The organism is Dyella caseinilytica (assembly GCF_016865235.1).
Taxonomy (GTDB): domain Bacteria; phylum Pseudomonadota; class Gammaproteobacteria; order Xanthomonadales; family Rhodanobacteraceae; genus Dyella_B; species Dyella_B caseinilytica.
The window spans coordinates 3877598-3902207 of sequence record NZ_CP064030.1 but is presented as its reverse complement, the minus strand read 5'-3'; the positions used below and the strand labels follow the sequence as shown (position 1 = coordinate 3902207).

Here is a 24610-nt window from a genome sequence, read left to right as displayed (position 1 = left end):
CAGATGGCCGGCTGTGGGACGTCGTGGAATACGTTCTGGACTGGCGGCATTTGCCCGGGGTGTAGTTATCGCTGGGAGATCACCGCCTGTCATGCCTGCAAGCAATTTGCGTCGCACAAGGACTGGTATCACTGGCCCGAACAGGATGCGCATGAATCGGAACATCGACGCGAGACCGAACAGCCGTCCGTGCGCTGAAGGAGAACGCGGCTAGTTGTCCACTACCGGGATGCTGGTGCGTTTAGCGGGGCAGATGAACCCGGAGTTTGCGTCATGTCGACGATACGAATGGTGGGAGCCGCGCTGCTTGCGGTATGGATGACGGCCTGCTCCAACGTGCCTGTTGCGCAGCGCGATCAGCAACGCCAGCAAGCCTATAACGCCGCGGCGGGTGCGCCGATCCGCAGCTTCCGTTTCATGACCCGTATCTGGTCATGGGAGCCGCTGTCGGACTCGCAATTGGTGGTCTACACCGTGCCCAATACAGCGTATTTGCTGGATGTATGGACCTGCCCGAACCTGCCTTGGACTCAGGCTATTGGTCTGACTTCCACGCTCCGCTCAGTGTCGGTGAATTTCGACAAAGTGCTGACCGGACGAAACTATGTGCCGTGCACCATCACGAAGATCCGGCCGATCAATCTGGCACAGCTGAAGATCGAGCAGGCGGCGCAGCGCGAGGTGGATGTGCAGGCGCGTGATAACGGCAATGGTGTGGCAGCACCGGCGAATGGGACGAGCGGCAATCAGTAAATTTATACGCTGCTCGCTGGCGTGTTGCGCTTCGAAGCTCGCCGATTTTACGAGAAGAGCCGTTTTTACCTCACCGTCATCCCGGCGAAGGCCGGGATGACGGTGAGGAACGATTAGCCTTTTGGCAAGTAAGTGCGTAGCGCTGTCTTTTTCAATTCTGCAAAAACAGCTTCTCGCTGATCTTCGCCAGCGGCTTTTCCAGCGTCTGCTGCAGACGTGGTGGCAGGTCCAGCGGCTTGAGCAGCATCTTCACCGTCATCTCCGCCGGGATATGTCGGCGCAGCAGCGCCTGGGCCGGGCCGGCCACCTTCAGGAATTCCGCCTGGTTGTCCTTGTGCTGCGGATAGCACTGGTTGAACACGTGGCGCAGCGCGATGTCGCTGTCTTCGTTGCGGATTTCGTTGACGCGCCGCAGGATCGCGCGGAACACCTTGTAGCGTCCCAGTCGTTCGCTTTCGCGATAGCGCTGGAAGGCCTGGTAGAAGTGCTTGTAATGGCGAACTTCGTCGCTCTTGATGTTGTTGGTCAACTGCTTGAGTACCGGCTCGTCGACGATGTCGTTCAACGCGCGATACAGACTTGCCGTGCCGGTTTCCACTACGCAGCGCGCAGCCAGTTCCAGGCCGCGCGAGGGTTCCAACTGGTCGTTCGTACACAGCGCGCCGTAATCCTTCCAGAACGCCTGGAAGCCGGCCTCCCAGTCGAACTCGGGCCACACATGGCGGACATAGGTTGCCAGGGCGCGGCCATGCTGCAGTTCTTCTTGCTCCCAGTGCTCGCGCAGCCAGGCCTGCAGTTCCAGGTCACCATCGAAGTGTTCGATCAGGTTATGCGTATACAGGTCCGAGCCGCTTTCGACGAACGAAGCGCTGCAAAGCAGCAAGAAAAGATCCTGGTTATGTCGCACGCGCGCGAGGTCGATATCGGCGAAATTCAGACTTTCCAGGGTCCAAGGCAAGGCGGAGCTGTAGTCCACGTGGTGTTTCCTGTGCAGAAAAGGCCATCCGATCCATGACAGATCGGGGACAACAGCATAAAGGGTGAACGCTGGGACGGATTAATGCCAGCCGACCTGAAAGCTGCCTTGGCAGCCATTTTAGCGGACGACGGTCACCGGTACGTGGGCGCCGGCCAGTACATCCTCCGAAACCGAGCCGAGCAGCCAGCGGCCCAAGGTACCCCGCGAGGTATGGCCGATGACGATATGGTCGATTTCCGGATGTTGCCGGACCTGGTTGACCAGCACGTCGCCCGGGCTGCCGTGGGTGATCTCCAGATCCACACGCTGGCTGGTATCGGGGTCGATGGTGCGCAATTCTTCGAGCAACTCGTCAGAGCGGTTGCGGGATTCGTCAGTCATCATCAGGGAGCAGGCGTCCGCGCCGCCCTGGACCACCTGAAGCACATACACCACGCGCACACGGCCACCACTGCAGCGCGCCAACCCCATGGCAAAGCGGAAGGCTCGCTGCGAGGTATCGGAACTGTCGTAGCCAACCAGCGAATACTTGACCATGTTTCCTCCGTGGCAAATGCGGGCGCCACGCGCCTTCCAGTGTGCGCGGGGCGCTGTTAGTTAAGCATCAAGCAGAGGGAAACAATAGGCGCCTATGCACACAGCCGTCACGGGAGCTTGCCGATCCTGAATGCCAGGGAGCATGCTTGTTAAGCCGTTCAGTTTCTAAACGTGACACTTCCCGTCACGGCATTGATGACCGTAAACGCAATGTAAGGAGACCACGATGAAGAACCGTACTCTTGGACTGACTGCAGCGTTGGTGCTTGCTGCCAGTGGACTGGCTGCTATGCCGGCAAGTTCGGCATTCGCGGCCACGGCGCCCATCAAGTGCCATTTGACTTACGAACTGGCGGGTTGGTCGGCGATTTATCAACATGCCACCGGCAGCGGCCATGTGAGGTGCGATGACGGGCGCAGTGCTGCCGTGACGATCAGCGTGCATGGTGGCGGCCTGACGGCCGGCAAGTTCCGCGTCAGCGGCCACGGCGAGATCAGCAATGTCTATGGCATCGACCAGGTGTTCGGCAGCTATGCTCAAGCGGGCGCCTCGGCGGGCGTGGTGCAGAGCGGTACGGCCCAGGTGTTGAGCAAAGGCACGGTTTCGATCGCGCTGACGGGTACGGGCCAAGGCGTCAACCTTGGTGTGGCGGTCGACAAGTTCGATATCGAACGCGCTCACTGAGCTCACGCTGGTGGAGTCATGACGGAAGGCGCCCTGGTGGCGCCTTTCGTTTTCCTGAAGCGCAAAGCCTGGGTGTTTCGGCGCACTGCTTGTGCAGATCGCCCGTATACTCGTTACACAAACGCTGTTTCAGATCGGCTTCTTTTCTTTGGGGAGTTACGTTCATGCGTCGTTTTTTGACCGTGCTTGCGATGATCAGCCTGGTGGTGTTCGCGTCGGTCCCCGCGCTTGCCGGGGTGAAACTGGGCAATCCGCAAGTCGGCCAGGCAGCCCCGGGCTTCCACCTGCAAGATCAGAACGGGCATTGGCGTACGCCGGTCGATTACCATGGACGCTGGCTGGTGCTGTACTTCTATCCGAAAGATTTCACTCCGGGATGCACGACCGAGGTATGTGCCTTCAGGGATTCCATCGTCAAGCTGCGCCAGGCCGGCGCCGACGTGGTGGGCATCAGTCTGGACGATGTGAAATCGCACACCGAATTTGCGGCGAAATACCATGTGCCGTTCCCCTTGCTGTCCGATGCCAACCGCCAGGTCGCCATCAACTACGGCGTGTTGACGTCGGCCGTGGGCATACATTTCGCCAAGCGCACCACCTTCCTGATCGATCCGAACGGCAAGATCGCCAAGATCTACCGTGACGTGGATCCGGAGAAAAATTCCGCTCAGGTACTGAGCGATCTCGACACGTTGAAGAAGGCTTTCCACTGATGCTGATTTCGCGATCCAACTTTGGCCGGCGCAGACCCGGGTTTGCGTGGTGGCGCATGCTTGTGTGGGTGTTGTTGTTGCTGGCAGCGTTCGGTGGCGTGCAATACATCCAGCATGCGCAGCAGGTATGGGGTGCCCTGCAGGCGCTACCCGCCGGCGGCGAGCAGCATGCCGGTGAACTGCACAACATGCTGGCCTGGGATATCGGTTATCTGGTCGCCGCGTTCGTGATGATCGTGGCGTGTGCCGGCTGCATCCTGCGGCAGGAGTGGGCGCGGCCGGTGTTGCGCGTGGCCGCCCTGGTGCTGTGCGTGTGGAGCGCGTATCGCGGCGTGTTGCTGTGGCAGCAATGGCAGGTTTTCGATGCCGCCAATGCGTCGATACTGGCGGGCGGGCAGCCCGTGCCAAGTCAATTGGCGGATCTGCGCCGAATTCTGCTCGCTGGCCTGGGGCTGCGCGTGCTGGCAGTGCCGGTGCTGCTGTGGCTTGCCTGGCAACTGGGGCATCCGGCAGTCCGTTTGCAGTTCCGCGCACGGCGGGCTTGATCCGCGCGATTCAGCGCCTGTTCGCCTGATGGGCCTTATCGCTGTCGACCTGTGCTGATCGAACCCACCGGATATTTCATGCGCATCCATCGACTGTTTGCCGCCGCGCTGCTTGCTGCTGTCAGCGTTGGCCTGCATGCGCAGGACCTGGCCACCGTCTGCCGTGCCACCAGCAGCTACGACCTCACCATCCGACCTGGCCAGCTGATCTTCGATCGTCCCGCACCCGCGCCAACACAGGTGGTGCTGAGCGATGGCAGCTTGACCACCGACGGCCACGCCGTGGCCTTGAGCGACGAAGATCAGGATCGCCTGGCCGTGTTTCAGCGCGATCTGCTCGCGCTGGTGCCGCGCGTCAAAGCCGTTGCACAGCATGGCGTGGATGTGACCATGCAGGCTGTGCAGCAGGAGTCAGGTAGCCTGAATCTGGACGCCGATACCCGGGCGGAGCTGCAGAACCGTCTGGCCACCCATGCCACGGAGCTGCACCAGCGCATCGCCGCCAGCCAGAGCACGCATGACTGGCACGGCGATGTCGCTAATCAGTACGCCAACCAGGTGATCAGCGATATCGGCCCGCTGCTGGCCTCCGCGCTGGGCCAGCAGGCGGTAAGCGCCGCGATAAGCGGCGATCTGCAGCAGGCCGCGGCGCTGCGCGACCGCGCCAGCAATCTTGCTGCGGGTTTTCAACCTCGCCTGCAACGCCGTTTGCAGGTGCTGCGGCCGGAGATTCAGGCACTTTGCCCGGATATCCAGCGCCTCGCGGAGCTGCAGGAGGGCATTCAGGCCAGCAATGGGCGACCCTTGCACCTGGTGCAGATCGGTCAGTGAAATGGCGGCTGAGTGAGCTCTCGCGGCGTGTCGCAGGTTAATGCGCCGCTAAGTCCCGATGCCGCAACATGGTCCCATCTTCATGAAGAGATGAGTCAGGACGGCCACCGTGTCGCTCGCACCCCAGTACCTGTGCAACAGGCTGATTCGCCACAGCATTGAGCTGCGGGCGTTGTATCGCCATGCCTCCGTGCAGGTCAGCGAACCGGGCTTGCGCACGGTGCTGAGCGAAGAGGCCGAGTCGCTGGACCAGGTGATTGCCGAGTTGCAAGCGCAGATGCGCCGGCATGAGGTGTCGCCGGCAACCCGTAGCCGCGTACTCGGCGCCGCGCGCCAACGGCTCGATGAACTGCTGGTGCGCGGGATTCCGCGTAGCGACGACGCCTGGATACGTCTGCTGGCCCGCAAAGAACAGCGCCTGCTGAAAGCCTTCGAACGTGCGCTGGCAAGGCTGGCCGCCGGTGAGATGAATACCGCTCTGCATCGCCAGCTTCCGCGCCTGCAATCGATCGATCTGGATATGCACAGCCTGGCCAAGGCTGTGGGAAGTTGATGGCAAATACGCCGCGTGATGCTTCGGCAGTACTGGCGTTCTGGTTCGACCCTGCCCATCACGACGAGTGGTATGCCAGCCACCCGGCATTCGATGCCTTGATCCGTGAGCGATTCGCACATCAGGTCGAACTGGCTGCGGCGGGCAAACTGATGGATTGGGCAGCCACGCTGGAAGGCTGGCTGGCTTTGCTGATCGTGTTGGATCAGTTTCCACGCAATCTCTATCGTCGCGATTCACGCGCGTGGGCGCAGGACCTGCGTGCGCAACAACTCGCACTGTCGGGCATCGAGGAAGGTTTTGACCGCCAGCTTCCGGCTATCCAGCGCGTGTTTGCCTACATGCCGCTGGAACATGCTGAAGATATTGAGTTACAGCGGCGCGCCGTCACGTTATTCGAAGCCTTGTGCAACGATGTTCCGCCGGATGAGCGCGATCGTTATGACGGTTTTCTGGACTATGCTCGGCGGCACGAGGCGGTGATCGCGCGCTTTGGCCGCTTCCCGCATCGCAATGGCGTGCTCGGTCGTGTCAGCACGTCAGAAGAGCAGAGGTATCTCGCCGAGCCCGGCGCGGGATTCTGATCGCATCAACGAATCGGCCATGGACGCAGGCCGCAGTACGACAGGGAGCATGTCATGCATCGCTATATACTTTTCATGGTTCTACTGGTTTGCAGTGCTGGCGCGCATGCGCTGGAGAGTTTGCGCGTCGGTAGTCAGGTGCTGTCGGTCGGTGACAGTGCTGCGCGTGTCAAGGCGCTGATGGGCAATCCTGCCGTGCGCACCAAAGCTGGTTCGGACAAGAGTGCGCGCAAGAATGCGTCAAAATCCGTAGGCAAGAGCAAGCGCGCCACCGCGAAGGAAAAAGGCGAGAAGTGGCAGTACCGCCGTGACGGTCACACGACGATCTTTACGATTGCCAATGGCAAGATCGCGCACATCGAGGATTCGGCGCGTTGACAATAACGAGTCAGGGCTGAATCGCATCGACTTAAGCCCCTCTCCCTTCGGGAGAGGGGTTGGGGTGAGGGTACGATCAGCGCGCGTCCATCAATTCCCTGAGCAAAGCCTGTCCATGCCACGGTGCATAGGACTGTTCGGCCTCACGTATCAAAGCCACGATGCGTGCATTCGCAGGTGCCTGCATTTTCTTTGAAGCGGCGAGCGCCACGATCTCGCCATTGATGTAATCGACTTCCGTCCTTCGTGCTGCCTGCAGATCGTCCCAGGTGGATGATCTTGCCAAGGGATCGATGGCCAACATGCGTGCAGCGATGCGCTGGAACAACGCATCTGGCAGCGACAGCACTTTCGGCAGCCAACGCGCAGGCAAGGTGGTGATCTGGGCAGGACGAATGCCTGCGACATCGAGCACGCGCAATCCTTCGCGCTGCAGAAGCGCCAGGCATTGCCGCCACGGTCGCTGCGCCAGTTGTTCGCGCAGCGGCAAGCCGCTCAACGCATTCAGCGGGTTGTTGAGATTGATCAGTAACTTTGCCCACAGCACCGCTTGCATGTCTTCCTGCTGCTGCAACGGCATGCCGCTGGCGGCGAAGATATCCGCGAACGGTTTCAACGCCTCCGAGCGCTCAACGATCAGTTCGCCAGACGAACCCTGGTGAAAATGCGCCGTGTCGGGCTGGGACACGTTGAACGGAACCATGCCCGCCAGCACGCAGTGTTTCGGCAAGGCCGCACGCAACTCCGCGGTATTGCGCACGCCGTTCTGGAAGCTGATGACTGGCGTTTCCGTCGGCAGCACTTCGGCCAATTCGTGCGCCACGTCCATGGTCGCCGCGGATTTCACCGTGACCAACACCAGATCAGCATCGCGCACGGCATCGGGATGGATGCGCAGGTCGAGCATATCCGGCGTGATGTGTTGCTTATAACCATGCAGATCGCTGACGCCCAGCCCATGCGTGCGAAGCATCGTGGCGACATGCGGACGAGCGATGAAGCGGATGCGTGCCTGCTTGTGCAGGCGTCCCCCCAGGTAATTGCCGATCATGCCGGCGCCGTAAATGGCGATACGTGGTGGTGTCATGCAACAGCTGCCGCGGCAGCGCGTCCTGCGGTGCGTCCGGAAAACAGGCACCCGCCCAGAAAACTGCCTTCCAATGCACGGTAACCGTGCAATCCACCACCACCAAAACCCGCCGCTTCGCCCACGGCATACAAACCTGGCATGGGATGACCGTCGTGTCCGAGCACGCGTGCTTGTAGATCCGTTTCCAGTCCGCCCAGCGTCTTGCGCGTGAGGATATTCAAGCGCACCGCAATGAGTGGACCGTTGGCCGGATCGAGCATGCGGTGCGGCTTGGCGACGCGCACTAATCGATCGCCACGGTAACGGCGCGCGTTGTGGATGGCCATGATCTGGCTGTCCTTCGCATACGGATTGTCGAACTGTCGATCACGCGCCTCGATGTCCTCGCGCAATCGTGTCACATCGATCACTTGGTTGCCGGCGAGTGCATTCATGCCTTGCACCAGATCATCGAGATTGTCGCGCACGATGAAATCGCGGCCATATTGCTTGAACGCTTCCACCGGTGCAGGCGCTTGTTTGCCAACCGCGCGCTTGGCGACTTGCCGCCAGCTTTTGCCGGTGAGATCAGGATTCTGCTCGGACCCGGACAGCGCAAATTCGCGTCGGATAATCTGCTGATCCAATACGAACCAGCTGTAATCGAAGCCCGTGCGACGCAGGTATTCCAATGTGCCCATGGTATCGAAGCCGGGCCATAGCGGTCCGGGCAGGCGTTGTCCACGCGCATCCAGCCATAGCGATGAAGGCCCAGGCAGAATGCGGATCGCGTGCATCGGCCAGATCGGATTCCAGTTCTCGATCCCTTCAACGTAATGCCACATGCGGTCGCGATTGATCAGGCGTGCGCCCGCGGATTCGGTAATGCCGAGCATGCGTCCATCCACATGGGCCGGTACGCCGCACAACATGTGTGCCGGTGGCGCGCCAAGCCGTTCGGGCCAATTCTTGCGTACCAGTTCGTGATTGCCGCCGATGCCGCCGGACGCGACGATCACCGCCTGCGCGCGCGATTCGAAATCACCGATGACATCGCGCGAACTGGGTTTGCCGCGTTCCGCCGGATCATTCGCCAAGCGCGCCCCATGTACGCCGACGACGTTGCCGTTCTCGACGATCAGACCATCGACGCGATGGCGAAACGCAAACTGCAGCAACCCCTTTTCCTGCGCAGCGCGTGCCCGGCGCAAGAACGGTTCCAGCACGCCGGGACCGGTGCCCCAGGTGACGTGGAAGCGCGGCACGGAATTGCCGTGACCGATCGCGCCATAGCCACCGCGCTCAGCCCAGCCCACTACCGGAAACCAGCGCATGCCCATGTCATGCAGCCAGGCGCGCTTTTCGCCCGATGCAAAATCCACATATGCTTCGGCCCACTGCCGCGGATGGTGATCTTCCGGGCGATCGAACGCAGCCGTGCCCATCCAGTCGGACAGGGCCAGCGCGTGTGAGTCGCGTACCCCCATGCGACGTTGTTCCGGGGAGTCGACGAAAAACAGGCCACCAAAGGACCAATGCGCCTGGCCGCCAAGGCTTTGTTCCGGTTCCTGTTCGACCACCAGCACGCGCCGGCCGGCATCGGTCAGCTCGGTGGCGGCGGCCAGGCCGGCAAGACCGCCGCCGACCACGATGACATCGGTGGATTGCATGAACAACGCCCCTGAACGCGACCCAAGGAACCAACTTATCGCGGGCCGCACGGTTTGCCTATGTGCGCTGCGCCATAGCTGCAAACAGCGCCGGTATGACCGATGGCACGGGATGACGTACGGCCCATGCCGCCGATGGTGCCGGTGTTAAACCCTATGCGTATCGGATGGCATCCAAACCGCAACGATCAGTCTGCTGGAAGCCACGGGGAGGGAGTAACCCATGCGTCGTCATCTCATTTCATGTGTGTGGATGCTTGGCTTGCTTGTCGCGGGCAGCGCCTATGCCGCAGAGGGCAACAGGCACCATCTTCAATGCGACTACGACAGCGAATACGACGTGCAGGTGCAGCCCGATGGCATTGCCTTCACGCGCAGTGAAGGGCATCCGGCCAAAGTTTTCATGCACGATGGCCAACTGCGTGTAGATGGCCACCCTGTGGCGGTTTCTGCGGATGATGCGGTGCGTTTGCGCGCCTACGAGCAGCAAGTGCGCGAATTGGTGCCGGCGATGACAGACATCGCTCGCGATGGTGTGGATATCGGCTATGCGGCGTTGAGCACGGTGGTCGCCACGCTGTCCGACAACAGTGACGATCGCGCACGCATGTTGCAGACCCTGCACGATCGCCGGGACGAGGCCATGCATGAGGTCGACAGGACGCTGGGCCAGGGCCTGTGGGCAGCGGGTGATGACAGCCAGCTCTTTGGCGAAGATCTTGGCAAGACCGTGGCCATTCTCGTTGGCGGCATCGCCGGGGATGCGGTCAGCGATGCGTTGAGCGGTGATTCGAGCCGGGTCGCGGCACTCGAAGCGCGCGCCAATGCGCTGGATGTCACCCTCGACAAAGCCGTGCAGGAGCCGGCCGAAAAACTCGACCAGCGCGCCGAAGCCTTGTGCCCGCGCCTGAGTGCGCTCGATCAATTACAGCAGCAGTTCCGGTTTCGCCTTTCCGATGGCGGGCGCCTGCAATTGCTCTCTCTGGACATGGATAGTTCCAATAAGGCAGGTCAATACGCCCAGCGGTAAGACCCCTCCCAACACCATGCTTCCCCGGCATGGTGGGACAGTCACGTGCCCGGCTCCCTTCCGGGCACTTTTTTTATGCCGGCTTGCATAACTGAGATTCGATGCCGAGGGCATGGGCATCCACCTCCCTGGTGCGAAATACACTTTGTCAGTGCGTCACGTGCCAAACCCTGAGTAGGGAAAATCCCCCGCATACGTATGCGCATGGCGCGCTAAGCGCTATTTGGCATGTCCGTAACGAGTGCCGATTGCTATGATGGAAGCCTTGCGGCCGCCCCGCCTCCCCAGCGCGGCCGCCTTCGCTCTGCAGGAGAAATCATGGCCGACCTTAAAGAAGCCCGCGTTCCTGATATTGGCGGACACGCGGATGTCCCCGTCATCGAAGTGCTGGTCAAACCCGGTGACACGGTCGAGAAGGACCAAAGCCTGATCACCCTGGAATCCGACAAAGCCACGATGGAAGTGCCCGCACCGTTTGCGGGCGTGGTCAAGGAACTGAAACTCAAGGTGGGTGACGAAGTTTCCGAAGGCGCCCTGATCGCCATCATCGAAGCTACCAGCGGTGCTGCCGCCCCCAGCCCCGCCGCGCCAGCCAAGGCCGAAGCACCGGCTCCTGCACCGGCCCCCGCGCCTGCCGCAGCCCCCCAGGTCAAGGAAGAACCCGCGCCGCTCGGCGGCCGCAGCGTACTTCCCGGCAATGCCCCGGAAGGTGATGTGGCGCCGCAGGCCCGTCCGCCGTTCGACGCCAAGCTGGTCATGCCCGGCGACGCTCCGTACGCCACTCCGGCCATCCGCGCCTTTGCGCGCGAGCTGGGCGTGGATGTTCACCAGGTGAAGGGCAGTGGCCGCAGTGGCCGCATCATGCGTGAGGACATCACGGCCTACGTCAAACATGCCCTCGCTTCCGGCGCGCGTCCGGTTTCTGGTGGCGCTGCGGTGGGTGGCCTGAACCTGCTGCCGTGGCCGAAGGTCGACTTCACTAAGTTCGGTGAAATCGAAGAAAAGCAGCTGTCGCGCATCCAGAAGATTTCCGGCGCCAATCTCGCGCGCAACTGGGCGATGATCCCGCACGTCACCCAGCATGAAGATGCTGACATCACCGAGCTGGAAGCCTTCCGCAAGAAGCTCGGCGAGGAGAACAAGGATCTGAAGATCACTCCGCTGGTATTCCAGATCAAGGCGGTGGTCGCAGCGCTGAAGAAATTCCCGACCTTCAACGCCTCGCTCGACGAGAGCGGCGAGAAGCTCATCCTCAAGAAGTACTTCCACGTCGGCATTGCGGTCGATACGCCCGATGGCCTCGTCGTGCCGGTCATCCGCGACTGCGACAAGAAGGGCTTGCTGGATCTGGCGACAGAACTGGGCGAGATCTCCAAGAAGGCGCGTGAGAAGAAGCTCGGCCCGAACGATATGTCCGGCGGCTGCTTCTCCATTTCCTCGCTCGGCGGCATTGGCGGCACGGCGTTCACGCCGATCGTCAATGCGCCGGAAGTGGCGATCCTCGGCGTGTCCAAGGCGCAGACCAAGCCGGTGTGGAACGGTAAGGAATTCGCACCGCGCCTGATCCTGCCGCTGTCGCTCAGCTATGACCATCGCGTGATCGACGGCGCGCTCGCCGCGCGCTTCGCTTCGTTCCTCGCCAACCAGCTCAGCGACATTCGTCGTCTGCTGCTCTGACGGGGAGACGATCATGGCCAATACGATTGAAGTAAAAGTCCCCGATATCGGCGGTCACGACAATGTGCCGGTGATCGAGGTGATGGTGAAAGTCGGCGACACCGTGACGAAGGAACAAAGCCTCATCACGCTGGAATCCGACAAGGCGACGATGGAGATCCCCTCCAGCGCGGCCGGCGTGATCAAGGAACTCAAGCTCAAAGTGGGCGATGAGGTTTCCGAAGGCGCCGTGATTGTTGTGCTGGAAGTGGCAGGCGATGCCGCAGCCCCATCTCCCTCTCCCCTCCGGGGTGAGGGGTCAACCTCGCCGAACACTTCCGCAAGCCCGGCCCCCTCACCTCAATCCTCTCCTCGCTCCTCAGAGCCGGGGCCATCCGTGGCCCCTCCCCGCGTGCCCCTGAGGGGAGAGGAAGCGAAGGCGCCGCAAGCGGCAGCGTCATCAGGAAAAACCGCAGACATCGAATGCAAGCTGGTCGTGCTCGGCTCCGGTCCAGGCGGCTATACGGCTGCTTTCCGCGCCGCTGATCTCGGCGTCGACACCGTGCTGGTGGAACGCTACGCCTCGCTCGGCGGCGTTTGCCTCAACGTGGGCTGCATTCCGTCCAAGGCACTGCTGCACGCTGCTGCGGTGATCGATGAAGCCGAAGCCATGGCCGCGCACGGCGTCAGCTTCGGCAAGCCGAAGATCGACATCGACAAGCTGCGCGGCTTCAAGACCAAGGTGGTCGGCCAACTCACCGGCGGTCTCGCCAGCATGGCCAGGCAGCGCAAGGTGCGTACCGTGCAGGGTGTCGGCACATTCGTGTCGCCGAATGAGATGGAAATCGACACCGCAGAAGGCAAAAAGCTGCTGCGTTTCGAATACGCCATCATCGCCGCCGGTTCGCAGTCAGTGAAGCTGCCCGCGTTCCCGTGGGACGATGACCGCATCATGGATTCCACAGGCGCACTGGAACTGAAAGACGTGCCGGCCAAGCTGCTGGTAGTGGGCGGCGGCATCATCGGCCTGGAAATGGCCACGGTGTATTCCGGACTCGGCAGTGAAGTGACCGTGGTCGAGTTCATGGACCAGATCATTCCCGGTGCCGATGCCGATCTGATCAAGCCGCTGGCCAAGCGTCTGGGTAGCAAGCTCAAGGGCGTGCATCTCAAGACCAAGGTGGTTGATGCCAAGGCCACCAAAAAGGGCATCGAAGTCAGCTACGAAGGCGAGAGCATTCCCGAAACCAGCGTGTTCGATCGCGTACTGGTGTCGGTGGGCCGCTCAGCGAACGGCAACAAGATCGGCGCGGACAAGGCTGGCGTGGTGGTGACCGAACGCGGCTTCATCAACGTCGACACGCAGATGCGCACCAACGTGCCGCACATCTTCGCCATCGGCGATCTGGTCGGTCAGCCGATGCTGGCGCACAAGGCCACGCACGAAGCCAAAGTTGCTGCGGAAGTGGTTGCTGGTCAGAAGAGTCACTTCGATGCGCGCGTGATTCCGTCGGTGGCCTACACCGATCCGGAAATCGCCTGGGTCGGCGTGACCGAGCGTGAAGCGAAGGAAAAGGGCCTGAAGATTGGCGTCGGCAAATTCCCGTGGGTGGCCAGCGGCCGCGCCATTGGCATCGACCGTACTGAAGGCTTCACCAAGCTGCTGTTCGATGAGGAAACCCATCGCGTGGTCGGCGGCGGCATCGTCGGTCCGCATGCGGGTGACCTCATCTCCGAAGTTGCTCTCGCCATCGAGATGGGTGCAGAAGCTGCCGACATTGGCCTCACCATCCACCCGCATCCGACTTTGAGCGAATCGGTGGGCATGGCGGCCGAAGCCTACGAAGGCACCATCACCGATCTGTACATGCCCAAGAAGAAATAAGGTTCTTGGCGCAAAAAGACCCGGAGCGATCCGGGTCTTTTTTATGCGAGGTAACCCAGTCTGCGGCTCAATGTGCCGGGTGCGCTTTGCTAGTGCGAAGCCGCCTGATTGCCCATCGCATCGTCAATGGTCTTGGCAAGCAAGATCAAATTTTGACTGCCGTCACGCTGGGCGCCCCACATTTGATTGACGCTGTGAAGCAATTCGCGTGGCTGTAAATCACCGGTTTCCAGGTCGACGATGGCATTGAGCATGCGAGGCCCATCCAGGACCAATTGGATCTCTGTTGTCGCCAGCATGGCTCGCGTGTTCTGGGCGGCGTAGACCTTGGCGTAACGATGCAGCTTGTCGTTATCGATCCATCCGGCAGATTGATTGGCTACCGCGACGTCCCAGGCTTCGTGGCGCAGTGTCGGCCAGCGCCAATCCAGATAGAGTCCATCGGGCGCTTCGGCATGAATGTGCTGAATGATGATGGTATCGGTCGCGTTCGACTTGATGTCTTGGATCAGGTCATCGCGGACCTTCGCGAGAAGATTTGTGCGCGCCTGGGCGTTGTCGAGAGCGGCCTGGATCGCTATCCGGTTGTCATGGATCTCCGCCTCGATCTGGGCGCTGGCTGCTTCCGCCGCATGCACGTGATGCGCGTGTTCAATCCACGCCTCCAATCCCAGCGCGGTCAGGATGCCCAGCACAATCATCAGATAGTGCTTGGCGAGATCTTTGAACGAATCCATCGGAAGCTTCGGTATATCCACATGCATGGAAAACTCCTTGGCGAGGGATCGCAGCTACTTTATACCGGAAGGCCCTTCACCATGACGAGAAGCCCGGTACGTAGGGAAATGAAAGCGACTCATAGTATTTGAGCGATCGCTGTGGCGGCGCATAACCCGGCGGCAACGGCAGGCCGGAAATGCTCTGGAAATAGGCGATGCACGCGTCGCGCCACCACTGCGCCTCCTTTTCCTGGATGGCGAGGAACGCGGCGACTTGTTGATAACGCTCCTCATCGATATAGCCATCCAGATGGCGCCAGGTTTCCTGCATCTGTTTCACGTCGTCCACACCTCGTGTGTAGTGCGCGACCAGCTCGTACCACAGCGTCTGACCCGAGCGCATGCGGTAATCCCAGGGGACGTGATGAAAATAGAGCAGAAAGCGTTCGGGCGTCTGCTTCACATCATTGAATTGCGCGGCAATAGGCGGTGCGTATTGGGCGACGGCGTTACTACCGTTGCTGGTGCGATCGAAGCCGATGCCCAGGTGATCGGCGCGGTGATAGTAGACAGGCCGCCAATCCGCTTCCGACTCACTGGCATCCCACGGCGCGGGACCGTAATGATGGCCGGGCCCCATCAGGTGCAGCAGGCCGAGCGGCGTCATGTAGTCGACCGCCGCTTCGCGCGAGCCCATCATCATGTCGACGACAGGCTTCACGAATGCCTCGTTGTTGGTGAAGGTCATTCGCACCCATTCTTCAGCGATGGTGCGCGACGATAGCGTGGGATTCCAGGCCAGCCGTCCGAACACATACCAGTTGGCCTGATTGAAATCCGAGCCGCACCAGTTGCGATCGGTGCCGATGTTCGCATCGCCCGCCATGCCGGACAGGGTGTGGCCTTCCAGTGAACCGTCGATCACTTTGGCTACGGTGGAGCCTTTGCCGCGAACCATGGTGTCAGACGACAGCACTTCTTCGTAAAGTGGTCCCAGATAGACCAGATGTGTGGCGAAGCCGAGATATTCCTTGGTGATCTCGAACTCCATCATCAGCGGTGTTTTAGGCATCGCGCCGAAGAGGGGATGGAACGGCTCCCTGGGTTGGAAGTCGATGGGGCCGTTCTTGGTTTGCAGCAGTACGTTCGCATGGAACTGGCCGTCCAGCGGCTTGAATTCTTCATACGCCTGCTTGGCGCGATCGTCTGCGCTCGCCTGCGAATAAACGAAGGTTCGCCACATCACCACGCCGCCGTGTGGCGCCAGTACGTCGGCGAACATGTTCGCGCCGTCGGCATGGGTGCGGTGGTAATCCTTCGGGCCGGGTTGGCCCTCCGAATCGGCTTTCACCAAAAAACCGCCGAAGTCAGGAATCAGCTTGTAGATCTCGTCCGCCTTGGCGCGCCACCAGGCTTGTACTTGCGGATCCAATGGATCAGCGGTTTTCAGGCCACCGATTTCGATGGGTGCGCTGAAACGCACGCTGAGATACACGCGGATGCCGTACGGGCGAAACACGTCAGCCAGCGCCGCAACCTTTTCCAGATAGACGGGTGTCAATATCGTCGCGCCGGAGACGACATCGTTGAGCACGGTGCCATTGATGCCAATCGAGGCATTTGCTCGTGCGTAGTCGGTATAACGTGGCGCACGCCAGTCCGGAAGCTTCCACCAATCCCAGATCGAGGTGCCCGCATAGCCGCGTTCGACCTGGCCGTTGAGATAATCCCAGTGATCGAGCACGCGCAGTGTTATGCGCGGTGATTCGTGCAGGTCAAGATGATCGATCGGTTGACCGGTCTGCAGCAGGCGCAGGAAATGAAAGGCTCCATACAGCGCGCCAATATCGCTACGGCCGACAATGGCAGTGGCCGTATGACCATCCAGCACGACGCTGCGAATCACATAGCCTTCGTTACCGATGCTTTGCGTATCCAACTGGAGTTTTGCAATAAGCGGCGAGGATGCCGATGTGCCGACAATGATGGCGCCATCGTGGGTGACGGTATCAGACAGAGGCAATGTGTTGCCGAGCAATCCATGCAAGCCGCGCTGCAATTCGTCGCGGGTGACGATCTGGGTCGGTGTCGCCGAGCCGATGATGATCTCGGTAGCATGATCACGGTAGAGCTTTGCCTGCTCCGGTGCCAACAGGTGATAGCGCAACCACAAGTCGTAGCCATCTTCTGCATGGGTTGGGACGGCGCAGAGCATCGTGGCCAGTGTCAGGACGAGCGTTGCCAGTGTATGCAAGCATGTCTTCATGTCGGATGCGCCGTTGCGTTGTCGAATAGATCGCTTTGTATGATGAAACTATCCTGGTCCACGAATCCGGACAGTCCCACCCCAACCAACCGGTAACGACTGTCCGCAGGGCGTTCCACCCGACTGCGCAATGCGCAGGCCAAGTCGGCCAGTTCTTGCGCCGATCGTGGTGGCGAAGCGAGCGTAAGGCTGCGGGTCAGCGTGTGGAAGTCAGCGGTCTTGAGTTTCAGTACGACAGTGCGCGCGATACGACCGTGTTGTACCTCGCGTTGATGCGCCGCCCAGGTTTTTTCCGCAAGGCGTCGAATATGCGGTTCCAATTCGTCCAGGGTGAGATCGTGCTCGAAGGTATCTTCGGACGAGACCTGCAAAGTGAGCTGGTTCGGTTGCACTGGGTGGTCATCCATACCCAACGACAATTCGTGCAATCGGCGACCCCAGCGGCCAAAGCGTTGTTCAAGCTCAGCCAGCGGCAATTCGCGCAGATCGCTGACGGTCTTGATATGGAGCGCTTCCAACTTCGACTCCATCACTTTACCTACACCGGGTAGACGTCCCACTGGCAACGGCGCGAGAAACGCCATCACCTGATGCGGACGTATGACGAACAAGCCGTCGGGTTTGTTCCAGTCCGAAGCGATCTTGGCCAGGAACTTGTTCGGCGCAACGCCCGCAGACGCGGTGAGCTGCGTTTCCTCGCGGATCGCTGTGCGAATGGCTTCGGCCGTTGCGGTAGCGGAAGGCAGCTCGGTCTTGGTGAAGGTGACGTCGAGATACGCTTCATCGAGTGAAAGCGGTTCGATCAGATCCGTGTGTCGCGCAAAGATCTCGCGCACCTTCCGTGATACCGCCTTGTAGCGGGTGAAATCCGGCGGCACGAAAATCGCCTGCGGACAAAGCCGCTCGGCGCGCACCGCCGGCATGGCCGAACGCACGCCGAACTTGCGTGCTTCATAACTGGCCGCGCACACCACCGAACGCGCGCCACGCCACGCCACCACGACAGGCTTGCCGCGCAACGACGGATCGTCGCGCTGCTCCACCGACGCGTAGAACGCGTCCATGTCCACATGCAGGATTTTGCGTGGCGGCGTGGCGGGCACAGGTGTGCATAGGGAGGGATGACAAGTCGATTCTAGGACGTGCTGCCGGATGTTGCAGCGCTATGCCGGCTGCCCAGCTCGCGCAGGCGTTCTACCACATGCGCGGCGAAACGCTCGGCAGCCTCCGGCTTGATGGCCAAGTGCAGCAGCGGTTCGACCAATTCCAGCTCCATGATCCGGAATTGGCCGCCGACCATCACGCCATCCACGCGTGCATAGGCTTGCTCGTGATGGCCTAACGTTGCGACCGCTGCCAAGGCCTTGTCCGCCGCATGCACGATGGCGGCATCGGGAATGGCCTGCTTGGCCACGCCGCCATGTTGCTCCTGCACCCGGTAATCGCCGGAAGCAGGATGCTTGATCACCGCGTGGCTGTAAGCGCCGGCGAAGTAGAGCAGGGACCATTCGCCATGGCTGGCAATTTCAGGCACGAAGGGCTGCACCAGGAACTCGAGATCCTTCGGCAATTGCGCCACGGCGTGGTCGAATGCGGCATCGCCGGGTGTGCCTCGAACCGTATGCCAGGCCCCGCCGCTGACGCTCGGCTTGATCACCAGTTCGCCTTTGGCCGCGGGCGACAAGGCTTCCGGCAAGCGTCCCGCTGGCACGATGCGAGTGGGAATGATCGGCACACCAGCCTGCTCGATATCGAGCAGATACCGCTTGTTGATGTTCCATCGAATCAGACGCGTGTCGTTGATAGCGGGTACGTCGAGCCGATCGAGCGTATCCAGCCACGCGAGAAATGCGGTGTAGTGCTGAAAATAATCCCATACGGTGCGGACCAGCACGGCGTCGAACGCAGTCCAGTCCACCGATGGATTGTTCCAGATGCAGACCACCGGCTTGACACCGAGGCGTTCCAACACGGAAACAAAATATGCATCGTCCGCATAGACGGACGGAAATTGCGCGCACGTAGCAATGGCAACGCGAAAGCCAGGATGAGACACAGACATGGGTACACCTCCAGTCACTGAGGTGGGCGCCCTTGATCATGGTGAAGGTCGGTATGACCGAGCGTGGCGGACATGACGTCCGTCGCAGCACCCCTCGGAACCGATGCGCCAGCGAAACAGGTCATGGCGCGTGACACACCGAAGTATCCCGAGCCTGCGTCTGCGGCGTCAATGTGACTTAAGTCATTTCACATGGTTTAACGGTGATGCCGGGCAAAATCGGCAATCCGTGCATGATGCGAGGGAATGCTTGCCTATTGCTCCCCGTTGTTTCGTAACAGTGTTGAACACGGAGCGGGCATCCGCACATCGTTCGCCATGGCGCTGCGCCTGTGACGCGCCTCTTACTGCGGAGTGATCAATGAAAATCCTGATGGTTCTTACCTCCCACGACCAGCTCGGCAACACCGGCCACAAGACCGGTTTCTGGTTGGAAGAATTTGCCGCGCCGTACTACGCGTTCAAGGACGCCGGCGTAGAGATCGTGCTGGCCTCGCCCAAGGGTGGACAGCCGCCGCTCGATCCCAAGAGCGATGCGCCGGATGCGCAAACCGAAGCCACTCGTCGTTTCCGTGCCGACGCTGCGGCCACCAAAGTGCTGGCCTCTACACTCAAGCTTGCCGATGCCGCCAAGGGCGAATACGACGCCGTGTTTTATCCGGGCGGCCATGGGCCGTTGTGGGATCTGGCCGAAGACAAGGATTCGATCGCGCTGGTCGAGCGCACTTACGCAGCCGGCAAGCCGGTGGGCGCGGTCTGCCATGCGCCGGCTGTGTTTCGCCATACACGCGGCAAGGATGGCCAGCCGCTGGTGAAGGGCAAGCCGGTGACGGGTTTCAGCAATAGCGAAGAAGCCGCCGTTGGGCTCACGGATATCGTGCCGTTCCTGGTCGAGGACATGCTCAAGGCGAGTGGCGGGCATTACTCCAAGAAAGCAGATTGGCAGTCGTATGCGATTACCGAAGGCAATCTGATTACCGGGCAGAATCCGGCGTCATCGGTGGCGGCGGCCGAAGCGGTGCTCACGCTATTGCGCAAATAACGGTTATCCGTCGTCCCGGCGCAGGCCGGGACGACGGATGGGCGATGTCTCACAAGCTCAATCCATTGAGCCTCGGATGACATGCCATAGGGCATAGGTCACCAGACATTCGATGCCGACTCAGGTTACTGTCGGCATCTATGACCGAAACCAACTCCAACTCCTATCTTCGGCGGCTCGGCGTCTGGGACGGCGCGGCGATTGTCATTGGCGGCGTGATCGGCGGCGGTATCTTCCGCACGCCGGCCACCGTGGCCGAGCGCACCTCGTCCGGCTTGCCCGTGCTGGCCTTGTGGGCGATAGGTGGCCTGCTCACGCTGGCGGGTGTGCTCTGCTACGCCGAACTCGGTGCGAGGCGGCCGCAGGCGGGCGGTATCTACATCTATCTGCGCGAGGCCTTTGGTCCGCTGCCAGCCTTCCTGTTCGGCTGGACCATGGCCCTGATCAACTATCCGGGCAGCGTAGCGGCCGTAGCCACCACTTTCGCCGATTACGCTTGCCGTGCGGCGGGCCTACCGGGCTTGTGGGTGAAGCCGCTGGCGGTGGGGGCGATCGCCTTCATCGTCGGCGTGAATTTCTTCGGTATCCGTGCGGGCGCGTGGATGCAGAACCTGTTCACTGTGCTGAAGCTGGCGGCGATCACCATGCTGATCGTGGTGGGATTGGCGTTGGCGCACGGACATCTGGGCAGCATCGCGGAAGTGGATACGGCGCATCCGGTGCCGCCCGGTGCGTGGATCGGCGCCTTGTTGCCGGTGCTGTTCGCCTATGGCGGCTTTCATTACCTCAACGATATGGCTGGCGAAGTGCGCGACCCGCAGCGAACGCTGCCGCGTGCGCTGGCGCTGGGCATGATCGGCGTGGTGTTGTGCTATCTGTTGGTGAATATCGCGTATCTGGTCGGCCTCGGGCACGCGGGACTGGCGGCGAGCATCGCACCGGCAGCCGATGTGATGAGCCACGTATTCGGTGCGCACGGCGCTACCGTCATGGCCATCGGCATTGCCTGTTCCACCTTCGGCTATTGCAGCATTGCCATTGCCGGCGGTGCGCGTGTGTTGCAGACGATGGGTGCCGATCGCATGTTCTTCCGCGCGGTCGGCCAGATCGATTCGCGCTGGCGTGCTCCGCAAGTGGCGTTGGCTGTGCTGGGCATCTGGGCCATCGTGCTGACTTTGTCCGGTACTTTCGGTCAGCTGCTGAACTACACCACGGTGGGTGAGTGGCTTGGCCATGCGTTCGGCATCGCGACGCTGTTCTGGTACCGCCGTCGTTTCGCCGATCAGCCACTGCCGTACCGGGTGCCGCTGTATCCGGCGCTGCCTTTTATCTTCGTTTGCACCGTACTGGGTGTGATCGTCGCCACGGCCATCGATACGCCCGGCGATGCCGGCATGAGCCTGGTGATCATCGCCTGTGGCGTGCCGGTGTATGGGCTTTGGCAGTGGTGGGAAAGGCGCCGCGCTGCCTGATCCAGAGAATCCCTTTTCCGGCCGGGGCGTGAAATCGCCGGATGTATCGGTGGCCTGCCGTAGGTGTGTCTTAGCGTGCTTCAAGTGCGCCGATTCGTATTGCCTTATGATGGATTCGGCTGAAAAGGGTGGTTGCTGACTTGCATCAAGCTTTGCCTGCACTGGCGCGGTGCGTGTGTGGATCAGTAACGGGGATGTCGGGATTGGCAGCGTAAAGCGAACAGGGGCTCGCGCGTTGAAGGCAGTGTCAGATGGCTTGATGGATGGATCACGGCATCGCTGGCGCGCCTTGACGGCTATGGTCGCTGCGGTGGTCGCACTGGGCCTGATGTCGCTCGCGCATGGACAGGCTGCCAGCCTTGCCTCGTTCACCCAGGCTCAGGGACTGGGAAGTCTGGAAGACAACTGTCTGCTGCAAGATCGCCGAGGTTTCGTCTACACCTGCACAGAGTATGGGCTGTTTCGTTTTGACGGCCACGAATTCCAGCGCATCGGTGCTTCGAACGGCTTGCGCGGCAGTTTTATTGATGCCCTGCATCAGGATGGCTCGGGCCGACTGTGGGTGGGCACGCGTACCGGACTCTATGTAGGCGATGGCGAACGCTTTGCGCTGGCCGCAGGCCAACCGCATCCGCTGCAGATCGATCCGGGTGCCACGCTTGCTGATCTGGACGGCCGTTTGTACGCAGTGAGTGAGCACCGGCTGTGGGTGATCGAGCCCGACGGAGCAGGGTGGCGCATGCAACCACGCTTCGACGACGCGGCATGGCGTGTGACGCCAGCGCTTGCCGATATCAACAGCGTATTTGCCGAGGGACACACGTTGTGGTTCGGCTGTGGCAAATCCCTCTGCCAGCTGACCGGCGATCATTTGCAGGTGTGGGGCGAAGGTCAGGGTATTCCGCCAGACACCTGGACTTCTTACCTTCTTGCCCGCGACGGTACTTTATGGGCTCGTAGCCCTCTTCACATCCGCACGCTGGCGCCTGGCAGCAACACGTTTGCCAATCACGATCTGTCGGGTGCACGCGTAGTGACGGCTTATCTGGACATGGTCGAGGATGATCAGGGACGCTTGCTCACTCGTGCCAACAATGGTCTGGCTCGCTGGGATGGCCGCAGTTGGAGCATCTTCGACGCCAGCAATGGTTTGCCTGATATCGGCATCGATGCGCTGTTGTACGACCGCGACCACGTGCTGTGGATCGGTACTTACGGGCGTGGCGTGCTGCAATGGCGCGGCTACGATCAGATTCAGAGCTGGCAGATCGCGCAAGGCCTGGATAGCAGCCCGACTTGGTCCCTCGCACGCGCCAGTGATGGCACGTTGTGGCTGGGTGACGAACTAGGCGGCAGCGTACTGGCGCCCGGCGCCACGCGTCTTGCGCGCTGGCCCTTGAAGGCGCCGCCACTGGCACAGGAAACCATCGCGCTGCACGCGTTGCCTAATGGCGACATGCTCGCCACCTACTATTCGGGCGAGCTGCTGCGTTATCGCGTCAGCGATGGTGGAACCGAAGAACTTGCTCATTCGCCGGCTTATGTTCCCGCCGCGTTTTTCGATAGTCAGGGGCGGGAGTGGTTTTGCACGGAGCGCGGGCTGTATGTCTATGACGGCCACACATTCCAACGTGCTGGCGAAGGCGTGGTTCCCGACAGCGTATTCAAAGATGCAAAAGAAGATACGCAGGGCCGAATCTGGTTCACCGGTGACGCCGGACTGTTCCTTTTTGACCATGGCCGGTGGACGCATATCCGTGTCACGGGCACGCCGTCCGATGTCGGCTTTAAGCACCTGGATGTGCTTTCCAGCGGCGATTTTTATCTGAGCGGTGATTTCGATGGTCTGTGGCATGGCCGCGTCACAGATGGCAAAAGCTTGAGCCTGCAGCACGTCGACAATGATCTTCTCGACAACTCGCGCATCTACTTCATCCGACATGACCGGCGTGGCTGGCTGTGGATCGGTGGCACCGATGGTGTGGAGTTCTTCAATGGCCAGCGCTGGCGTCGCCTGACCGAAGACGATGGATTGATCTGGGACGACGTCGCCGAATATGCTTTTTTTGAAGATGCGGACGGTTCGGTATGGATCGGCACCAGTAACGGCATCTCACACATTCTGGATCCTGCCTCGCTGGTGGCGTCTGAATCATTGCGAGTCGTTATCAGCGAGCTGATCCTCGGCGGTGTGCCGCAAGTATCATCATCCAGTTACCGCTTCGATTTCGCACCGGCGAAAGCGCTGACTGTGCACCTCGCTACCGTAGGTGCCCCCACGCGCAGCAATTTGCAATTCCGCTATCGGCTGCGAGGCCTCGAACAGCAATGGGTGAACTCGGATCGGACGCAGATCGACTATCCGCCGCTCCCGCCCGGCGACTTTGTATTTGAAGTCGCCGCCTACGATCCAGACAGCGGTCAGCTATCGCCTGTCGTGCAATTGCCGTTGACCATCGTGCCGCCGTGGTGGCGGCGAACGCCGGCGATCGTGGGTGGATGTCTGCTGCTGGTGCTGGGCATAGCGTTGACCTGGTTGCTGCGCACGCGGCATTTACATGCACGTGCACGCAAGCTCGAACAACTGGTAGCGCAGCGCACGCACGAACTGGAAGTGGACAAGAGGGCGCTGGAGGAAACGCGTGTCGCCCTGTGGCATCAGGCCAACCACGACACATTGACCGGCTTGCCCAATCGGGCTCGTATCTTCGAGATACTTGCCAAGGCCGTTGTCGATGCGCAGGCATGTGGCCAACCGCTGGCCTTGGCGCTGATCGATCTCGATCTCTTCAAAGACATCAATGATCACCACGGTCATCTGGCTGGCGACGCGGTGTTGATCGAAGTCGCTTCGCATCTGCGCAAAGCATTGCCGGCCGAAGCCACTCTCGGCCGCTGCGGTGGCGAAGAATTTCTGGCCGTGCTGCCGGGCACGATGCCAGATGATCCGGTGCCCTTCGAAGCATTCCGCCAAGCCATTGCTGGCAATCCGATCAGCGTTGAAGGCGCGACATTGCATATCACCTGCTCGATCGGCGTGACGTGGCTAAATCCAGGCGACCGCATCGGTGTGGATCTGGTTCGGCGTGCCGATGCGGCGCTCTACCGTGCCAAAACCGGCGGACGCAATCGTGTCGTGATGGGGGAATCGTCACCCGTCAGTCCGGCCGATAGGCTGTAG

The 24610-nt window shown here is 60.9% G+C and carries 22 protein-coding genes; 14 read left to right on the top strand and 8 right to left on the bottom strand.

The genetic code is table 11. The features are described 5' to 3' along the window. The first annotated feature begins 273 nt into the window (after window positions 1–273). Window positions 274–753 carry a DUF6491 family protein gene (locus tag ISN74_RS17225; RefSeq protein WP_188800387.1) on the top strand — a complete coding sequence of 160 codons (480 nt, stop codon included), beginning with the start codon at window positions 274–276 and terminating at the stop codon, window positions 751–753. A gap of 151 nt (window positions 754–904) precedes the next feature. Here ISN74_RS17225 and ISN74_RS17220 read toward each other — a convergent pair whose 3' ends face one another. Both ISN74_RS17220 and ISN74_RS17215 read right to left on the bottom strand, forming a co-directional pair. After that, the gene (locus tag ISN74_RS17220) at window positions 905–1729 is read right to left on the bottom strand and encodes a ferritin-like domain-containing protein (protein WP_188800386.1); all 825 of its coding nucleotides are present in this window, start codon (window positions 1727–1729) and stop codon (window positions 905–907) included. 120 nt (window positions 1730–1849) lie between these two features. Continuing rightward, window positions 1850–2269 carry a universal stress protein gene (locus ISN74_RS17215; RefSeq protein ID WP_188800385.1) on the bottom strand — a complete coding sequence of 140 codons (420 nt, stop codon included), beginning with the start codon at window positions 2267–2269 and terminating at the stop codon, window positions 1850–1852. A gap of 226 nt (window positions 2270–2495) precedes the next feature. On the opposite strand from ISN74_RS17215, the gene ISN74_RS17210 reads away from it, so the two are divergent. From ISN74_RS17210 to ISN74_RS17180, 7 genes are all read left to right on the top strand, one after another. Beyond that, entirely contained in the window at window positions 2496–2954 is a 459-nt protein-coding gene (locus tag ISN74_RS17210) for a hypothetical protein (RefSeq protein ID WP_188800384.1), read from the top strand. Between the two features lie 164 nt (window positions 2955–3118). Then, window positions 3119–3667 (top strand): peroxiredoxin, encoded by a 549-nt coding sequence (locus tag ISN74_RS17205; RefSeq protein ID WP_188800383.1) that lies wholly within the window; start codon window positions 3119–3121, stop codon window positions 3665–3667. After that, window positions 3667–4212: a hypothetical protein gene (locus tag ISN74_RS17200; RefSeq protein ID WP_188800382.1), complete on the top strand. Its 546-nt coding sequence runs from the start codon at window positions 3667–3669 to the stop codon at window positions 4210–4212. The genes ISN74_RS17205 and ISN74_RS17200 overlap by 1 nt, the downstream gene beginning before the upstream one ends. Before the next feature lie 78 nt (window positions 4213–4290). Next, the gene (locus ISN74_RS17195) at window positions 4291–5043 is read left to right on the top strand and encodes a DUF2884 family protein (RefSeq protein WP_188800381.1); all 753 of its coding nucleotides are present in this window, start codon (window positions 4291–4293) and stop codon (window positions 5041–5043) included. Between the two features lie 109 nt (window positions 5044–5152). Continuing rightward, window positions 5153–5596: a PA2169 family four-helix-bundle protein gene (locus ISN74_RS17190; protein ID WP_188800380.1), complete on the top strand. Its 444-nt coding sequence runs from the start codon at window positions 5153–5155 to the stop codon at window positions 5594–5596. Further along, complete coding sequence (locus ISN74_RS17185; RefSeq protein WP_188800379.1) at window positions 5596–6180, top strand: DUF924 family protein; 585 nt, start codon at window positions 5596–5598, stop codon at window positions 6178–6180. The genes ISN74_RS17190 and ISN74_RS17185 overlap by 1 nt, the downstream gene beginning before the upstream one ends. A 54-nt stretch (window positions 6181–6234) precedes the next feature. Next, window positions 6235–6558 carry a DUF2845 domain-containing protein gene (locus ISN74_RS17180; RefSeq protein WP_188800378.1) on the top strand — a complete coding sequence of 108 codons (324 nt, stop codon included), beginning with the start codon at window positions 6235–6237 and terminating at the stop codon, window positions 6556–6558. Window positions 6559–6634: 76 nt separating this feature from the next. Here ISN74_RS17180 and ISN74_RS17175 read toward each other — a convergent pair whose 3' ends face one another. Further along, a complete protein-coding gene (locus tag ISN74_RS17175; RefSeq protein ID WP_188800377.1) occupies window positions 6635–7645 on the bottom strand; it encodes a 2-dehydropantoate 2-reductase in 1011 nt (336 codons plus the stop codon). Then, the gene (locus ISN74_RS17170; RefSeq protein ID WP_188800376.1) at window positions 7642–9297 is read right to left on the bottom strand and encodes an FAD-binding dehydrogenase; all 1656 of its coding nucleotides are present in this window, start codon (window positions 9295–9297) and stop codon (window positions 7642–7644) included. The genes ISN74_RS17175 and ISN74_RS17170 overlap by 4 nt, the downstream gene beginning before the upstream one ends. A gap of 223 nt (window positions 9298–9520) precedes the next feature. Between ISN74_RS17170 and ISN74_RS17165 the strand changes: the two genes are divergently transcribed. The 3 genes from ISN74_RS17165 to lpdA all read left to right on the top strand — a co-directional run bounded on the left by ISN74_RS17165 (window position 9521) and on the right by lpdA (window position 13868). Beyond that, window positions 9521–10327, top strand: a complete 807-nt coding sequence (locus tag ISN74_RS17165) for a DUF2884 family protein (RefSeq protein ID WP_188800375.1) — start codon at window positions 9521–9523, stop codon at window positions 10325–10327. A gap of 318 nt (window positions 10328–10645) precedes the next feature. Then, window positions 10646–12004 (top strand): dihydrolipoyllysine-residue acetyltransferase, encoded by a 1359-nt coding sequence (aceF, locus tag ISN74_RS17160; RefSeq protein WP_229679337.1) that lies wholly within the window; start codon window positions 10646–10648, stop codon window positions 12002–12004. Between the two features lie 13 nt (window positions 12005–12017). Beyond that, window positions 12018–13868, top strand: a complete 1851-nt coding sequence (lpdA, locus tag ISN74_RS17155) for a dihydrolipoyl dehydrogenase (protein WP_188800373.1) — start codon at window positions 12018–12020, stop codon at window positions 13866–13868. A gap of 89 nt (window positions 13869–13957) precedes the next feature. Here the strand turns inward: lpdA and ISN74_RS17150 are convergent, their stop codons facing one another. The 4 genes from ISN74_RS17150 to ISN74_RS17135 are packed head-to-tail and all read right to left on the bottom strand — an operon-like array spanning window position 13958 to window position 18915. Next, window positions 13958–14632 carry a hypothetical protein gene (locus tag ISN74_RS17150; protein ID WP_188800372.1) on the bottom strand — a complete coding sequence of 225 codons (675 nt, stop codon included), beginning with the start codon at window positions 14630–14632 and terminating at the stop codon, window positions 13958–13960. A 49-nt stretch (window positions 14633–14681) separates the two neighbouring features. Beyond that, window positions 14682–16853, bottom strand: a complete 2172-nt coding sequence (locus ISN74_RS17145; protein ID WP_188800371.1) for an alpha-glucuronidase family glycosyl hydrolase — start codon at window positions 16851–16853, stop codon at window positions 14682–14684. After that, window positions 16850–17956, bottom strand: a complete 1107-nt coding sequence (gene dinB / locus ISN74_RS17140; protein ID WP_268235713.1) for a DNA polymerase IV — start codon at window positions 17954–17956, stop codon at window positions 16850–16852. The genes ISN74_RS17145 and dinB overlap by 4 nt, the downstream gene beginning before the upstream one ends. Window positions 17957–17988: 32 nt before the next feature. Continuing rightward, window positions 17989–18915: an ATP-grasp domain-containing protein gene (locus ISN74_RS17135; protein WP_188800369.1), complete on the bottom strand. Its 927-nt coding sequence runs from the start codon at window positions 18913–18915 to the stop codon at window positions 17989–17991. A gap of 361 nt (window positions 18916–19276) precedes the next feature. On the opposite strand from ISN74_RS17135, the gene ISN74_RS17130 reads away from it, so the two are divergent. The 3 genes from ISN74_RS17130 to ISN74_RS17120 all read left to right on the top strand — a co-directional run bounded on the left by ISN74_RS17130 (window position 19277) and on the right by ISN74_RS17120 (window position 24610). Beyond that, window positions 19277–19957, top strand: coding sequence for a type 1 glutamine amidotransferase domain-containing protein (locus tag ISN74_RS17130; protein WP_188800368.1), 681 nt, complete (start codon window positions 19277–19279; stop codon window positions 19955–19957). Window positions 19958–20097: 140 nt separating this feature from the next. Further along, window positions 20098–21429 (top strand): APC family permease, encoded by a 1332-nt coding sequence (locus ISN74_RS17125; protein ID WP_188800367.1) that lies wholly within the window; start codon window positions 20098–20100, stop codon window positions 21427–21429. A gap of 244 nt (window positions 21430–21673) precedes the next feature. Then, a complete protein-coding gene (locus ISN74_RS17120) occupies window positions 21674–24610 on the top strand; it encodes a ligand-binding sensor domain-containing diguanylate cyclase (RefSeq protein WP_229679386.1) in 2937 nt (978 codons plus the stop codon).

Bases quoted from the DNA above. Each gene is read 5' to 3' on its own strand.
- aceF (WP_229679337.1), top strand. From the start codon at position 10,646: ATGGCCGACCTTAAAGAAGCCCGCGTTCCTGATATTGGCGGACACGCG.
- ISN74_RS17150 (WP_188800372.1), bottom strand. From the start codon at position 14,632: ATGCATGTGGATATACCGAAGCTTCCGATGGATTCGTTCAAAGATCTC.
- ISN74_RS17170 (WP_188800376.1), bottom strand. From the start codon at position 9,297: ATGCAATCCACCGATGTCATCGTGGTCGGCGGCGGTCTTGCCGGCCTG.
- ISN74_RS17200 (WP_188800382.1), top strand. From the start codon at position 3,667: ATGCTGATTTCGCGATCCAACTTTGGCCGGCGCAGACCCGGGTTTGCG.
- ISN74_RS17180 (WP_188800378.1), top strand. From the start codon at position 6,235: ATGCATCGCTATATACTTTTCATGGTTCTACTGGTTTGCAGTGCTGGC.
- ISN74_RS17205 (WP_188800383.1), top strand. From the start codon at position 3,119: ATGCGTCGTTTTTTGACCGTGCTTGCGATGATCAGCCTGGTGGTGTTC.
- ISN74_RS17225 (WP_188800387.1), top strand. From the start codon at position 274: ATGTCGACGATACGAATGGTGGGAGCCGCGCTGCTTGCGGTATGGATG.
- ISN74_RS17175 (WP_188800377.1), bottom strand. From the start codon at position 7,645: ATGACACCACCACGTATCGCCATTTACGGCGCCGGCATGATCGGCAAT.
- ISN74_RS17210 (WP_188800384.1), top strand. From the start codon at position 2,496: ATGAAGAACCGTACTCTTGGACTGACTGCAGCGTTGGTGCTTGCTGCC.
- ISN74_RS17125 (WP_188800367.1), top strand. From the start codon at position 20,098: ATGACCGAAACCAACTCCAACTCCTATCTTCGGCGGCTCGGCGTCTGG.
- ISN74_RS17195 (WP_188800381.1), top strand. From the start codon at position 4,291: ATGCGCATCCATCGACTGTTTGCCGCCGCGCTGCTTGCTGCTGTCAGC.
- ISN74_RS17130 (WP_188800368.1), top strand. From the start codon at position 19,277: ATGAAAATCCTGATGGTTCTTACCTCCCACGACCAGCTCGGCAACACC.
- ISN74_RS17135 (WP_188800369.1), bottom strand. From the start codon at position 18,915: ATGTCTGTGTCTCATCCTGGCTTTCGCGTTGCCATTGCTACGTGCGCG.
- ISN74_RS17215 (WP_188800385.1), bottom strand. From the start codon at position 2,269: ATGGTCAAGTATTCGCTGGTTGGCTACGACAGTTCCGATACCTCGCAG.
- ISN74_RS17165 (WP_188800375.1), top strand. From the start codon at position 9,521: ATGCGTCGTCATCTCATTTCATGTGTGTGGATGCTTGGCTTGCTTGTC.
- ISN74_RS17145 (WP_188800371.1), bottom strand. From the start codon at position 16,853: ATGAAGACATGCTTGCATACACTGGCAACGCTCGTCCTGACACTGGCC.
- ISN74_RS17185 (WP_188800379.1), top strand. From the start codon at position 5,596: ATGGCAAATACGCCGCGTGATGCTTCGGCAGTACTGGCGTTCTGGTTC.
- lpdA (WP_188800373.1), top strand. From the start codon at position 12,018: ATGGCCAATACGATTGAAGTAAAAGTCCCCGATATCGGCGGTCACGAC.